The organism is Tateyamaria sp. syn59 (assembly GCF_007995245.1).
In the GTDB taxonomy this organism is placed as follows: domain Bacteria; phylum Pseudomonadota; class Alphaproteobacteria; order Rhodobacterales; family Rhodobacteraceae; genus Tateyamaria.
This window is the reverse complement of the sequence record NZ_VCBA01000008.1, coordinates 130,908-144,099: the sequence shown is the minus strand read 5'-3', so window position 1 is coordinate 144,099 and position 13,192 is coordinate 130,908. Positions and strand designations below refer to the sequence as shown.

Below are 13,192 nucleotides of genomic sequence, written 5' to 3'. Positions count from 1 at the left end.
ACCGGGCCCTGGGGCCTGCAAGTGATATTCGGATGACAGCGCAAGGAACCGCCACGCAGCGGCTGCGTTCTGCCTGCATGTCACTGCACGCAGATATCCCCGACAGTCTGATCTGGTATGCCGATGACCAGCCGGGAATCACACGCAGGCGTGCGGGCCGGGGGTTCAGCTACATCGCGCCCGACGGCACGCGCATCGACAACGGGGCGGAGCGTAAGCGGATCGAGGCGCTTGCCGTTCCGCCCGCATATGAAGATGTGTGGATCAGCCCGCGTGCCAATGGCCATCTGTTGGCAACCGGCTATGACGCGCGGACCCGCAAGCAATACCGCTATCACCCGGACTACATGAGCTTCCGCGCGCGGACCAAGTTTGATTATCTGGCGGCCTTCGGGCAGGCGCTGCCCCGGATCCGGCGGCGCGTGCAGGAGGCACTGACCCAAAGCGAGCGGGACGAGGAGTTTGCCATCGCCGCGACCCTGCGCCTGATGGACAAGGCGTCGCTGCGCGTCGGCACGCCGGATTACGCTACGGACAACGACACCTATGGCGCGACGACCTTGCGCGGGCGGCATGTGCGCCTCGATGGCAATCGCGTGCGGCTCGACTACCGGGCCAAGGGCGGGCAACGGGTGCGCAAGCAATTCAGCGACCGCACCCTGAACCGGGCACTCGAACGGATGGGCGATCTGCCGGGTGGCGCGTTGATGCAATACGAGGATAATGTCGGCGCCGTGCGTCAACTAGGGCCGGAACAGGTCAACGCCTGGCTGCGCGATGCGACCGGGCGCGACGGGCTGACGGCCAAGACGTTTCGGACCTGGAACGGCTCGGCCTCAGCACTTGATACGGTGTTGCGCGCAGACGGACAGGTCACGATCAAGGAGATGGCCCAGGCCGCTGCCGAGGTCCTGCACAACACTCCGACAATTGCCCGCAACAGCTATATCCACCCCGAAGTGATCGCGCTTGCGGGGTCCGACACGCGGGTGGACACGCCCGACCGCCCCGTCGGCCTCCGCCTGCCCGAGCGGGCGCTTCTGGCCCTTTTGGCTTGATCCGACGGCCCTGCGCCGTGCAGGCTTTGGCCCAAACCAAGGGAGAGCCGCATGACTGTCACTCAGATTCGCCCGAACATGGACAATTGGCAGGACCGCGTCGACCTGGCCGCAGCCTTCCGCTGGACCGTGCGCCTGAACATGCACGAGGCGGTCGCAAACCACTTTTCCCTCGCCATCAACGACGACGGCACAAAATTCCTGATGAACCCTAACCAGATGCATTTTTCGCGCATCAAGGCGTCAGACCTGATTGTGGTCGATGCCAACGACCCCGCCAGCATGGAAGGCCCAGACGCGCCGGACCCGACGGCGTGGGGCCTGCATGGCGGGATGCACCGCCATTGCCCCCACGCCCGCTGCGCCATGCACGTGCACTCCCCCTATGCCACAGCGCTTGCGGCCTTGGCCGACAGTACCCTGCCTCCGGTCGATCAGAACGGGTGCATGTTCTTCAACCGTGTGGTGGTGGATGAACAGTATGGCGGGCTTGCCTTCGAGGAAGAGGGCGAGCGTTGCGCCAAGCTGTTCGATGATCCGAAGAAAAAGGTGATGGTCATGGGCAATCACGGCATCATGGTCATCGGGGATACGGTGGCCGAAACCTTCAACCGGATGTTCTATTTCGAGCGGGCCTGCCAGACGTATCTGCTGGCGTTGCAGACGGGCAAGCCCCTGCGTCTGATCCCGGACGACGTCGCCGAAAAGACGGCGCAAGAGATCGAGAATTATCCCGAGCAGGACCTTCGCCATCTGGCAGAACTCAAGGCCATTCTGGATGAGGAAGGGTCAAACTACGCCAGTTGACGACCCTTCAGGCCGCACGTTGATCGACAAGGGTTGTCGCCTCGAACGCACTCAGCGCGTGATAGAATGGGCAAGCATGTTCCGGAAGCAGGCGACTTGGGATACCTGACAGGATGCTGGCATCCAGTCGTGCCGCATCGCGTCTAATCCGCCCGATCAAGAGACTTTCAAGCGCACATCCTGCGGCGATCAACGTGTCATGCCCGGGCAGGATGACCTGCACATAATCGACGGTGCTGGCGGCGCTGTGTCGGCACGCGCCTTTGCCGTTGATCAGGTGTTTTGCGGCCACCACCACTGCTTCCTGACCGAAGGTGTATTCAACCTCCGATCCGCGCAGAACAAGGCGCTGTTCTGTCGCAACGACAATGTCGCGCTGCAGTCCGAAGTGGGGCGCGCGCAGGCGGATGGGGGCAAAGCTGCCGCGCGCCGGCACGGTATGACGCACCGCATGCAGCACGGGCACAGTCTCGCCCTTGTCGGTGATCACTGTATCGCCGCGCTGCAGGTCGCTCGCAGGTCGATAGCCGCCAGGCGTCGCGACAGGGGTGTCGGGATGGATGGATGGCATGGGGCCAAGCGGCTCTATCGCGGTGCTGACGCCTGCAAACAGGACGTCGTCCGCAAGGGTGCGTGCCGGGTCTGCCAGCATCAGATCGCGCATGTCGTCCGCGACCAGTGGGCGCGGAAGATGTACATGCCGTTGGCGGATGTCACCAGTGCCGGGCCGTTCAAGCGCCAGCCTGCCCCAGCCATTAGGCGCATCCCAGGCATAGGTCACGCGGGTGGTTTGCGCGCACCCATCATCGGGCCAGCGCATGGCCGCCTGCGTGATGTTGGTGCCGTGCCGATGCAACAGCGCGATGCCCCCGCCGGGTACGCTCTGAAAACTCAACGCACGCCGCCATGGGGCAGCGGCTGAAATTCCGATCAGGTCATAGGGCTTTGCGCCATCAACAGTACCTACCTCGAACATCAGTGTGCCGCGTTCAATCAGCGGTCCGACCGGGTTGGACTGGTTGTTGTCGCCCAAGCCTGCCGATGCAAAGCGGCCAGCCCTACGATCTGTGACGCCAAGCCACGTCATGCTGCCGTGCTCCTGACCACGCGTGTTTTCTGCGCTGTCATCAGTTTTGGGATCATGCGCGTCACTGGCGTCACCATGCCTGTGACTTCGTTATGGACAGCAAGGACGTCGGACCAAGCGACACCGACGGGTCGGTGGTCGCGTACCGGCAAATGCGTTTTGAAACCAAACTGCTGATGCCTTGCCTCAGGTCATATTGTTGCGATGACCCTAGCACAGGATTTTGCGGGCTGTTAACTGTGCGTGCAGCGCAAGGTGCGGATATCGCGTCCTTTTCGCCACATGCCATGCCAAAGGACCCGCTCATGCCCCCTGTCGATCCCGTTGCGCTGACCGCTGATCTTGTGCGGTGCCCGTCCGTGACCCCGGCGGACGAAGGGGCGCTGGATATCCTGCATTCGCTGCTCAGCAACGCGGGCTTTGACTGCGCCTGGGCGGATCGCGGCGGCATCCGCAACCTCTTTGCGCGCTTCGGCCCCAAAGGACATGCCCGCACCTTTGGGTTCAACGGGCACACGGATGTCGTGCCTATCGGCAACCCCGATGACTGGACCGCGCCACCCTTTGGTGCGCAGCAGCGTAACGGCATCATGTACGGGCGCGGCACGACGGATATGAAATCAGGCGTCGCCGCCTTTGCCGCCGCTGCCGTGGATTTCGTGACCGACACGCCCCCCGACGGCGCCGTGATCCTAGCCATCACAGGGGACGAGGAGGGTGACGCGACCGACGGCACCACCGCCCTGCTGTCTTACATGGAGGCGGAGGCCGAAGCGATGAGCGTCTGCCTCGTGGGCGAGCCGACCTGCCCCGAGACGATGGGCGAGATGATGAAGATCGGGCGCCGCGGATCCTTGACGGCGTGGTTTACCGTCACCGGCGTGCAGGGGCACTCGGCCTATCCGCACCGGGCCAAGAACCCGCTGCCGCCGCTCATGCGTCTGATGGACCAGTTGGCCAGCCACGAACTGGATCAGGGGACGGATCACTTCGATGCGTCCACGCTGGCGGTGGTGACGGTCGACACCGGCAACCCGGCCACCAATGTCATCCCTGCGCAGGCCCGCGCCACCGTCAACATACGCTTCAACGACAGGCATTCCGGCGACAGCCTGATGGCGTGGCTCAGGGCGCAGGCCGATGCGGTTGCCGTCGCCTTCGGGGTAGAGGTTGACGTGACGGTCAAAGTGTCCGGCGAAAGCTTCCTGACCCCGCCCGGTGCTCTTTCTGACCTTGTTGCGCGGGCGGTCGAGGCGGAAACCGGCGTCACGCCAGTCCTCAGCACGTCAGGCGGCACGTCCGACGCGCGCTTTGTCAAAGATCACTGCCCGGTGGTCGAGTTTGGCCTCGTTGGTCAGTCGATGCACAAGGTGGATGAGCATGTGGACGTCGCCCATATCCGACAGCTCAAGTCGATCTACGGCCGTATCTTGCGGGATTATTTCGCGTGACCTGGACGATTGAACAGACTGACGACGTGGCAACCTGCCAAGCATTGCGCCGCACCGTGTTCATCGAAGAACAGGGCGTGAGCGAAGCGGACGAGGTGGATGGCCGGGACGGCGAGGCATTGCACGTGCTGGCACGCCTCGACGGCAAACCGGCCGGATGCGCGCGCATCCTGATCGACGGCACTACGGCCAAGATCGGGCGGGTCTGCGTTCTGAAAACCGCCCGTGGCACTGGCCTCGGCGCGGCCCTTATCAAGGCGTGCCTGGATGTAGCGCGTGAAAAACAGGGTCTAACAAAGGCAAAACTGGGCGCGCAAACCCACGCGCTCGCCTTTTATGAACGGCTTGGCTTTGCCGCATTCGGGCCGGTCTACGACGACGCAGGCATTCCGCACCGCGATATGGAGCGGCCCCTTTGAGGCCTACATTGGTCGTGATGCTCAAGGTGCCGCATCCGGGCCGGGTCAAGACCCGCCTGGGCCGCAACATCGGCATGATCACGGCAGCCTGGTGGTTCCGGCATCAAGTCCGCCGCCTCCTGCGACGCATCGAGGACCCCCGTTGGCGTGTCGTGCTGGCGGTCGCACCAGATCATGAGGGGATGCAGTCGCGCGTTTGGCCTGCGCGGTTTGAACGGTGGCCGCAGGGGCGGGGCAACCTTGGCGACCGGATGATCCGCATGATGCGCCGGGCACGTGGCCCCGTCTGCGTCATTGGCGCAGACATTCCCGGCATCACGCCACAGCGCATTTCCGCAGCCTTTTCAGCACTCGGGTCGCATGACGCGGTCTTTGGTCCCGCACCTGATGGGGGATACTGGCTGATCGGGGTAAAAACAGGCTCTAAATTGAAAAAAACGGCCCTTGATGGGGTGCGCTGGTCAACCGAACACGCGCTTTCCGACAGCCGTGCGGCGTTGGGGTTGGACCGGGTCGCGCTGGTCGAAACCCTGGCCGACGTGGACACCGCCGACGATTTGCCATGACGCTTGCACGCACCCGTGCTACCTCGGCCTCATGAGCCGTATTCCAAGCAAGCCCGAGATCCTCGACTGGATTTCCGCAAATCCCACCCTTACTGCAAAACGCGACATCGCGAAGGCCTTTGGCATCAAGGGTGCCGCGCGGATTGACCTCAAGCGTCAGTTGAAAGAGCTTGAGGCCGAGGGGCATCTGGAAAAGCGCAAGAAGACCTATCAGGACCCTGACCGCTTGCCACCCGTCAGCGTGTTGCAGGTGACGGGGCCAGATGCGGATGGTGACCTGTTTGCCCAACCCATGGAGTGGCAGGGCGAAGGGGTGGAGCCAAAAATACTGGTTCTGCCACGCGCCTCTGATCCCGCTTTGGGACAGGGCGACCGCATTCTGGCGCGCCTCACCCTCGTCCGGGACGAGGACCACAATTACGAGGCGCGACTTATCCGTCGGATCGGCACCAACCCGCGCCGCATCCTTGGTGTGTTTCGCACCGGGGCAGAAGGCGGTCGGATCGTGCCTATCGACAAGGGCAGCGACAAGGAGTGGCTGGTGCCCGCGGGTGCCACGCACGGCGCCAAGGATGGCGAGTTGGTCGAGGCCGAACAGGCGGGACCGCGCGGGCGTATCGGCCTTCAACGCGCTCGCGTCGTAAACCGGCTGGGCGATCCGTCCGCGCCAAAGGCCGTGTCGTTGATTGCGATCCACGAACACGGCATTCCCGACGCTTTTCCCGATGCCGTGATCGCCGAAGCGGATGCCCAGAAACCCAAAGGGTTGAAGGGGCGCGATGACCTGCGGGACATGCCGCTTGTCACCATCGACCCATCGGATGCGCGCGACCACGACGATGCCTGCTATGCCCACGCCGATGATGACCCAAAGAACGCGGGCGGGCACATCATCTGGGTCGCGATCGCCGACGTGGCGGCCTATGTGACGCCCGGCTCTGCCCTGGACCGCGAGGCAAAGAAGCGGGGCAACTCCACCTATTTCCCCGACCGGGTTGTGCCGATGCTGCCGGACCGCCTGTCGGGTGATCTGTGTTCACTGCACGAGGGCGTGCCCCGCGCCTGCATCGCAGTGCGCATGCAGATCGACGCGCAGGGCGAAAAGATCGGGCACAGCTTTCACCGCGGTCTGATGCGGTCACCGGCCTCGCTCCACTACGAAGAGGTGCAGGCCGCCATCGACGGGCACCCGAATGAGCGGACAGAGCCTTTGTTAGAGCCTGTTTTGCGCCCGCTTTATGCTGCCTACGCCGCGTTGGTCGAGGCGCGCAAGAAACGCCAGCCGCTGGAACTGGACCTGCCCGAACGCCAGATCGTACTGGACGACGACGGCACCGTCCGCTCCGTCGCGTTTAAGGAACGGCTGGATGCCCACCGCCTGATCGAAGAGTTCATGGTGCTGGCCAATGTCGCAGCGGCTGAGACGCTGATTGCCAAGAAATCGCCGCTCCTCTTCCGCGTGCACGAGGAACCGTCGCCCGACAAGTTGGACAGCCTGCGGGAGACGGCGCAGGCTGCGGGCCTAAACCTCGCCAAAGGGCAGGTGTTGAAGACGGCGCATCTGAACCGCTTGCTGGCGCAGGCCGCGGACACCGAGGATGCCGAGCTGATCAATATTTCGACCCTTCGGTCGATGACACAGGCCTACTACAGCCCGCAAAACTTCGGCCATTTCGGCCTTGCTCTGCGCAGCTATGCACATTTTACATCGCCCATCCGGCGCTATGCTGACCTGATCGTGCACCGTGCGCTGGCGGCGGCCCATGGGTGGGGCGATGACGGTCTGACGCCGGAAGACATCGAGGCGCTGGATAAGACAGGCACGCACATCTCGGACACCGAACGCCGGTCGATGGTGGCCGAGCGGGACACGACAGATCGCTACCTGGCCGCCTATCTGAGCGAGCGGGTGGGGGACGAGATGGAGGGCCGCGTGGCGGGCATTGCCAAGTTCGGCATCTTCGTGAAGCTGGACGACAGCGGCGCGGACGGCCTTGTGCCCATGCGGTCCATCGGGGCCGAATACTTCCATTTCGACCGCGAGGCGAACACGTTGATGGGGTCCGATACAGGCATGATCATCAGCCTTGGGCAACGCGCAACGGTACGCTTGGCAGAGGCTGTACCGGTCACAGGCGGGATCGCGCTGGAGTTGCTCGCGCTTGACGGTCAATCACTGCCGCGCGGGCGACAAAGCCCGGCAGGCCGCAGCCCGCGCCGCAAACCTGCCAAGGCGAAACGCCGGTCCGACAAGGCTCAGCGCAAGGTCAGCCGCAAGCGCCGCTAACCCAGCGCCGCCTCGACCCGACGCATGTAATCAACCAGCATCACATCCTGACTAACCCGCCGCGACAGGGCCGTGCCGCCGGGCGTGGACGCCATGGCGCCCAGCATAGCGGCAACGCTGGCATCGGCCGCGCTGGGCTGCGCGCCAAACAGGAACGGTCCGTGCCACAACCGGTCAGTGATCGCCCGCAGATCGGGTTCGATCCGCTCCAACCGCTCGCCCGCGGTCAGGCGGCCCAGCCCCTGCGCATCCATGCCCCGCAACAACACCCGCCGGATCCCGCGCGAGATAAACTTGCGCAGAAAGGCCGGGATCGTGGCGAAATATGTGTCTCTAACCAAAGGCCAAACGGCCTTGTCCCCCCAACGGTCCAAGACAATGTGGAAGTACATGTGCTCCTCGGCCATGCGGATAAACGCGCGCGAGGTGGCGCGGTCCAGATCGCTCAGACCCGCATCGAAATGCGCGCCGCGTTCTTCCAGCCACGTGCGAATGTTGTCACTGTCACCAATGATCTCGTCATCGACCCACAACGCAGGCAGTTTGCCTTTAGGCCAGTTGCGCGGATCGGCGGTGTCCTTACGCTGCCAGGGCAGGCCGGACAGGTTCAGCAGGTACAGCGCCTTGACGCAGAACGGGCTGCCGCTGGGCTGTCCAAAGGCGGGAGGGTAAGTCACAAGTGTCAGCATCTTTCTCTCCTGGGTGAACAATCTGGGGCTGTGATATCGGCTCGTGCTGTCAGAAACTGGCAGGACATGTGATAGTGTCGAGGACATGACCAGAACCCATCGCCTGTTCCAACTGATGCAGACCCTGCGCCGCCTTACGCCGCCCATTACGGCGCAATCGCTGGCGCATGAAATGGACGTGTCGCTGCGCACGATCTACCGAGACATTGACGAGTTGCGGGGGCTGGGCGCCGTGATCGACGGGGAAGCTGGGTTCGGGTTTACCCTGATCGAGGACGCGTCGCTGCCGCCGCTGGGCTTCGAGGATGACGAGCTGGAGGCGCTGGTTCTGGGCTTGCGCGACGTGGCTGTGATTGCCGACCCGGCCCTGGCCAAGGCGGCGACCTCGGCCCTGGCCAAGATCCAGGCGCGCGTGCCCCCGAAACAGGCACACAGGCTCAAACATGCGGTGCTGGATGCGCGCCGCTATTGGCGACCCGACCCGCCACGCATTGACGTGGGCACCTTGCGTCAAGCGGCGTGGGATGAACTGAGCGTGCACTTCGCCTACCAGGACGCCAAGGGGGATCAGACAGAACGGACGGTCAAGCCGCTGGGCATCGTCTACATGGAAAACACCAACGTGCTGCTGGCGTGGTGCCACCTGCGAGAGGACTTCCGCGTGTTCCGCCTCGACCGCATGGACGACCTGCGCGTCACGGACCAAAGCTTTCGCCCGCACCGCGTCTCGCTTCTGCGCGATCACCTGGCCCGCATCCGGGCCGAAGTGGACGAGGTGGCAAAGGACCGCGCTCACTGTGACTGATCCCTTTGCCGGAATCGGTATTGTCGCTACATTGGAAACAAAAGAAAGCAGGCGACAAAAAGAGGCAAAACATGCGGTGGGCAATCACCCTGGGCGCGGGCAGCGCCATTTTCGTTTTTGGTTCGGCACTGGCGCAACCCGCGCCGTCGTCCATCAGGCCAGAGGTCAGGCCGGTTGCTGACACGGTCAGTCGGGCGCAATCGCTTGATCCGGTCGTGATTGCGCAACCGTCCGTGGCAAGACCACAGGCGCGCCCCGTCGCGTTGGCCGAGCAGGCTGCGGCGGATGCCGGTTTTCAGGATTGGATCAGCGGGTTTCGTGCGCGCGCAAGCAATCAGGGGATCAGCGGTGCCGTCTTTGATCGCGCCTTTGCTGGTGTGCGCTACGATCCCGACGTGATCAAGCGGGACCGCAACCAATCTGAATTTACCAAGACGATATGGGATTATCTGGACAGCGCCGTGTCCGACAGCCGCGTGCGCAACGGTAAGGCGGCGCTGCGCGAGCATGCCACCACGCTCGACGCGATCGAGGCGCGCTACGGCGTGGAAAAGGAAGTCGTGGTCGCCGTCTGGGGTCTTGAAAGCGCCTTCGGTGCCGTGCGCGGCAGCAATGACGTGATCCGCAGCCTGGCCACGCTGGCCTATGACGGACGGCGCGGCGCGTTTTTCGAGGCACAGCTGATCGCGGCCCTGACCATCCTGCAAAGCGGCGACACATCGCCTCGAAACATGACAGGATCATGGGCCGGCGCGATGGGGCATACGCAGTTCATGCCGACCTCTTATCTTGAGCATGCGGTCGACTTCACCGGGAATGGAAAGCGTGACATCTGGTCAGACGATCCGACGGATGCCCTCGCCTCGACCGCTGCCTATCTGGCCAGGTTTGGTTGGACCAAGGGGCAGCCTTGGGGTGTCGAGGTGACCCTGCCCGACAATTTCAACTACGCTTCAGCCAATCGCAAGAACACGCGCAGCCCGGCGGAGTGGGCGCGTTTGGGCGTTGTCGGAGTGAACGGAAAGCCCGTGCGCGATCACGGCCCGGCCGCCATTCTGCTGCCTGCCGGTGGGCAAGGCGTGGCTCTGATGATCTTTGACAATTTCGGAGTGATCGAGCGCTACAACAGTGCCGATGCCTACGTGATCGGCATTGGCCATCTGAGCGACCGGATCGGCGGCGCGCAGCCGTTTCGTGGCGATTGGCCGCGCGGGGATCGGGCGCTGACGTATTCCGAACGCAAGGAGATGCAGCGTCGGTTGACGGCGGCAGGGTTCAGCACGCAAGGCATTGATGGTCGGATTGGGCCCAAGACGCTGGATGCGGTACGTGCGTTTCAGCAGTCGCAAGGGTTGGCGGCCGATGGATATGCGTCGCTTGGACTGCTGAACAGGTTACGCTGATCCAAAGGCCGCTGCGCGACGACATTTTTTATGGGGCTCTGCCCCCGTCCTGAGGACTCCTCCGAAGTATCTTCAGACAGAAGAAAGGGTCAGCCGGGCGACATGCCCCTGAGCCGTTCACTGCGACGGCGGAGCAGTTCGACGGTGGTGAGCAGCGCGATTGAGATCACAACGAGGATGGTCGCCACGGCGAGGATCGTCGGGCTGATTTGTTCACGCAGGCCGATGAACATTTGCCACGGCAGCGTTTTCTGGCTTGCGGAGCCGACGAAGAGCACCACCACTACCTCGTCAAAGGATGTGATGAAGGCGAAGAGGCCACCCGAGATCACGCCGGGCAGGATCAGAGGCATCTGCACGCGGAAGAATGTCGTCACCGGCCCTGCACCCATGTTGGCGGCTGCACGTGTCAGGGAGCGGTCGAAGCCCACCAGCGTGGCGGTGACAGTGATGATGACGAAGGGGATTCCCAGCACCGCGTGCGCGAGGATGACTTTGACATAGCCCACGAACCCCTTGTCGAGGCCAAGCGTGCCCTCCATCCAATTGCCGAGTTGCGCGTAGAAAAAGAACATGCCCGTCGCAGAGATGATCAGGGGCACGATCATGGGCGAGATCAGGATGGCCATGATCGCCCCTTTGAACGGCACGTGGCTTTGGCTCAGGCCGATGGCTGCGAGCGTGCCGAGGGTGACCGAGATAATCGTTGCCAGAGGGGCGATGATCAGTGAGTTCTTCAGCGCCAGTTGCCATTGCGGGTTGGTAAAGAAGTCGCGGTAGTGCTTGAGCGAGTACCCCTCGGGGTCCAGCCGCAGCATCTCTGGCGTGAAGGTGAAGAAGTCCTGCGCGTTGAAGCTGAGCGGCATGACCACGACGATGGGTGCCACGAGGAAGAAGAAGATCAGCCCGCAGATCACCCGGAAACTGTAGTACCAGATGCGCTGTCCCAGCGTGGCATATGGAGGAAGGCCCATGGTCGATTACCCCAGCTTCACGTTGTCGATGCCCACGATCTTGTCATAGGCCCAATAGAGCACCAGCACCGCCGCCAGCAGGATGGTACCAAGCGCGGCCGCCAGTCCCCAGTTGAGTGATGACGAGATATGGAAGGCGATCCGGTTCGAGATGAAGACGCCTTTGGTGCCGCCCACAATCTCGGGTGTGATGTAGTAGCCGATGGACAGGATGAAGACGAGGATACTGCCCGCGCCGATGCCGGGCACCGATTGCGGGAAGTAGACGCGCCAGAAGGCGGTCCAGTTGGTGGCGCCCAATGATTTCGCAGCGCGCAGGTAGCTGGGCGGAATGGTCTGCATCACCGAATACATCGGCAGGATCATGAACGGCAGCAGGATATGCGTCATGGCGACAATGGTGCCGAACTGGTTGTTGATCATGATCAGCCGCCCGTCATCAGCCACAAGACCGATCCAGACCAGCACATCGTTGATCACCCCCTGCTGCTGCAGCATGACCTTCCACGCGGATGTGCGCACCAGCAGTGACGTCCAGAAGGGCAAGAGGACGAGGATCAGCAGCACGTTGGCTTGACGCATCGGCAGGTTCGCCAGAAGCCACGCGATGGGATAGCCAAGTGCGATACAGGAAAAGGTGATCAGCAGCGACATCCAGATCGTCCGACCAAAAAGCGTCAGAAGGATCTGCTTTTCTTCAGGCTGCCAGGCGACACCATCCGGTGTTTTTTGGGCGTCGATTGCGTTCAGGAAATAGCCGGACGTATACGTGCCTGAATGCGTCTGAATGGTTTGCCAGGGCTCAAGCGAGGCCCAGTCTTCGTCCATAGCGCCGAATTCCTGCGTGAAATCGGGGACAGGCAGGTTCGCCTGCTGGGCCGCGCGCAACATGTCGGCAGCCGGTCCAACATAGCCAGAGAGATCGGCGCGCTGCAGGTCGGTGACGAGGGCAGGTGCCACCGATTCCCATGGATCACGTTCGGCGGGGTCGCGATTGTTCTGGGTCGCGACAAAAACGGCCCAGGCCGTGTATTCGCGTGCCGCCAGCGGGAGCAAGGCAGACACCTCTGCGTCCGGTGCAAAGTTGATCTCTGCATCCGCCGCGGCGCCGGACAGGCGTGCAACCCGTTTACGTTGGTCATCCAACAGCGTGGTGTCGGACACGCCACGCGTGTTGAACAGCGCGTACCAGGTTTCGCCGTCGTCCCATGCGTCATCCAGGTCTTCGAGCGGTTCATAGGACAGATCAGCAATATCATCCATGTTGCGCCCCGATTGGCGGAACAGGGATGACATGCCGGTTGTCTCGTAATTCAGCCGGGTGCCAAGCCGGGTATGCCGCTTGGCTTCCGAGGCGAGGAACATGTCGTAAAACATCGCCTCATACACCGGTGCGGGCGGCAGGTCGGTGCCTGTCGCATCCCAATCCGCCAGCGCCTCGACCGTGTAGGGAAGCGTGTTGGCGACAATGTCATTCTCGACCGATCGGAACAGCATCGAGGCAATGGGCACGATGAAGGTGATGAGCACAAAGAGCAGAAGCGGCGCGATCAGGGCCAGCGCGCGCATTTTCTGGCGCCGCAGGGCGCGGGCGAGGCTGCGTTTCAGCGGCGTGCCATCAGCGGCTTGCATAACCTCGGCCATGG

Annotated in this window: 11 protein-coding genes and 1 pseudogene; 8 read left to right on the top strand and 4 right to left on the bottom strand. The window is 63.0% G+C overall.

Annotated elements, in window-relative coordinates; all coding sequences use genetic code 11:
* The first annotated feature begins 32 nt into the window (after positions 1-32).
* Together FD715_RS16030 and FD715_RS16025 are read left to right on the top strand one after the other, a co-directional pair.
* The gene (locus tag FD715_RS16030) at positions 33-1,058 is read left to right on the top strand and encodes a DNA topoisomerase IB (protein WP_223274922.1); all 1,026 of its coding nucleotides are present in this window, start codon (positions 33-35) and stop codon (positions 1,056-1,058) included.
* A gap of 51 nt (positions 1,059-1,109) precedes the next feature.
* Positions 1,110-1,865 (top strand): class II aldolase and adducin N-terminal domain-containing protein, encoded by a 756-nt coding sequence (locus FD715_RS16025; protein ID WP_147111967.1) that lies wholly within the window; start codon positions 1,110-1,112, stop codon positions 1,863-1,865.
* 7 nt (positions 1,866-1,872) lie between these two features.
* Here the strand turns inward: FD715_RS16025 and FD715_RS16020 are convergent, their stop codons facing one another.
* Positions 1,873-2,952 carry a Hint domain-containing protein gene (locus FD715_RS16020; protein WP_147111964.1) on the bottom strand — a complete coding sequence of 360 codons (1,080 nt, stop codon included), beginning with the start codon at positions 2,950-2,952 and terminating at the stop codon, positions 1,873-1,875.
* Between the two features lie 305 nt (positions 2,953-3,257).
* On the opposite strand from FD715_RS16020, the gene dapE reads away from it, so the two are divergent.
* Genes dapE through rnr form a run of 4 tightly spaced genes read left to right on the top strand, consistent with a single transcriptional unit; the run spans position 3,258 to position 7,675 of the window.
* Positions 3,258-4,403: a succinyl-diaminopimelate desuccinylase gene (dapE, locus tag FD715_RS16015; RefSeq protein WP_147111962.1), complete on the top strand. Its 1,146-nt coding sequence runs from the start codon at positions 3,258-3,260 to the stop codon at positions 4,401-4,403.
* On the top strand, positions 4,400-4,822 hold the full coding sequence (locus FD715_RS16010) for a GNAT family N-acetyltransferase (protein ID WP_147111960.1): 423 nt from the start codon (positions 4,400-4,402) through the stop codon (positions 4,820-4,822). The genes dapE and FD715_RS16010 overlap by 4 nt, the downstream gene beginning before the upstream one ends.
* Complete coding sequence (locus FD715_RS16005; RefSeq protein ID WP_189799513.1) at positions 4,819-5,388, top strand: TIGR04282 family arsenosugar biosynthesis glycosyltransferase; 570 nt, start codon at positions 4,819-4,821, stop codon at positions 5,386-5,388. The genes FD715_RS16010 and FD715_RS16005 overlap by 4 nt, the downstream gene beginning before the upstream one ends.
* Positions 5,389-5,419: 31 nt before the next feature.
* The gene (rnr, locus tag FD715_RS16000; RefSeq protein WP_147111958.1) at positions 5,420-7,675 is read left to right on the top strand and encodes a ribonuclease R; all 2,256 of its coding nucleotides are present in this window, start codon (positions 5,420-5,422) and stop codon (positions 7,673-7,675) included.
* Here rnr and FD715_RS15995 read toward each other — a convergent pair.
* A complete protein-coding gene (locus FD715_RS15995) occupies positions 7,672-8,364 on the bottom strand; it encodes a glutathione S-transferase family protein (RefSeq protein WP_147111951.1) in 693 nt (230 codons plus the stop codon). The genes rnr and FD715_RS15995 overlap by 4 nt on opposite strands.
* An 85-nt stretch (positions 8,365-8,449) precedes the next feature.
* Here FD715_RS15995 and FD715_RS15990 point away from each other — a divergent pair, with 85 nt between their 5' ends.
* Positions 8,450-9,169 (top strand): YafY family protein, encoded by a 720-nt coding sequence (locus tag FD715_RS15990; protein ID WP_147111948.1) that lies wholly within the window; start codon positions 8,450-8,452, stop codon positions 9,167-9,169.
* A 71-nt stretch (positions 9,170-9,240) separates the two neighbouring features.
* Positions 9,241-10,572 carry a lytic murein transglycosylase gene (locus tag FD715_RS15985; RefSeq protein WP_147111945.1) on the top strand — a complete coding sequence of 444 codons (1,332 nt, stop codon included), beginning with the start codon at positions 9,241-9,243 and terminating at the stop codon, positions 10,570-10,572.
* 89 nt (positions 10,573-10,661) lie between these two features.
* On the opposite strand, the pseudogene FD715_RS15980 reads toward FD715_RS15985, so the two are convergent.
* Together FD715_RS15980 and FD715_RS15975 are read right to left on the bottom strand one after the other, a co-directional pair.
* A pseudogene (locus FD715_RS15980) lies at positions 10,662-11,540 on the bottom strand (ABC transporter permease); the annotation flags it as partial.
* 12 nt (positions 11,541-11,552) lie between these two features.
* On the bottom strand, positions 11,553-13,190 hold the full coding sequence (locus tag FD715_RS15975) for an ABC transporter permease (protein ID WP_147111942.1): 1,638 nt from the start codon (positions 13,188-13,190) through the stop codon (positions 11,553-11,555).
* Positions 13,191-13,192: the final 2 nt, after the last annotated feature.

Coding starts and splice junctions, on each gene's coding strand:
- FD715_RS16030 (WP_223274922.1), top strand. CDS start 33: ATGACAGCGCAAGGAACCGCCACGCAGCGGCTGCGTTCTGCCTGCATG.
- FD715_RS16025 (WP_147111967.1), top strand. CDS start 1,110: ATGACTGTCACTCAGATTCGCCCGAACATGGACAATTGGCAGGACCGC.
- FD715_RS16020 (WP_147111964.1), bottom strand. CDS start 2,952: ATGACGTGGCTTGGCGTCACAGATCGTAGGGCTGGCCGCTTTGCATCG.
- dapE (WP_147111962.1), top strand. CDS start 3,258: ATGCCCCCTGTCGATCCCGTTGCGCTGACCGCTGATCTTGTGCGGTGC.
- rnr (WP_147111958.1), top strand. CDS start 5,420: ATGAGCCGTATTCCAAGCAAGCCCGAGATCCTCGACTGGATTTCCGCA.
- FD715_RS15995 (WP_147111951.1), bottom strand. CDS start 8,364: ATGCTGACACTTGTGACTTACCCTCCCGCCTTTGGACAGCCCAGCGGC.
- FD715_RS15990 (WP_147111948.1), top strand. CDS start 8,450: ATGACCAGAACCCATCGCCTGTTCCAACTGATGCAGACCCTGCGCCGC.
- FD715_RS15985 (WP_147111945.1), top strand. CDS start 9,241: ATGCGGTGGGCAATCACCCTGGGCGCGGGCAGCGCCATTTTCGTTTTT.
- FD715_RS15975 (WP_147111942.1), bottom strand. CDS start 13,190: ATGGCCGAGGTTATGCAAGCCGCTGATGGCACGCCGCTGAAACGCAGC.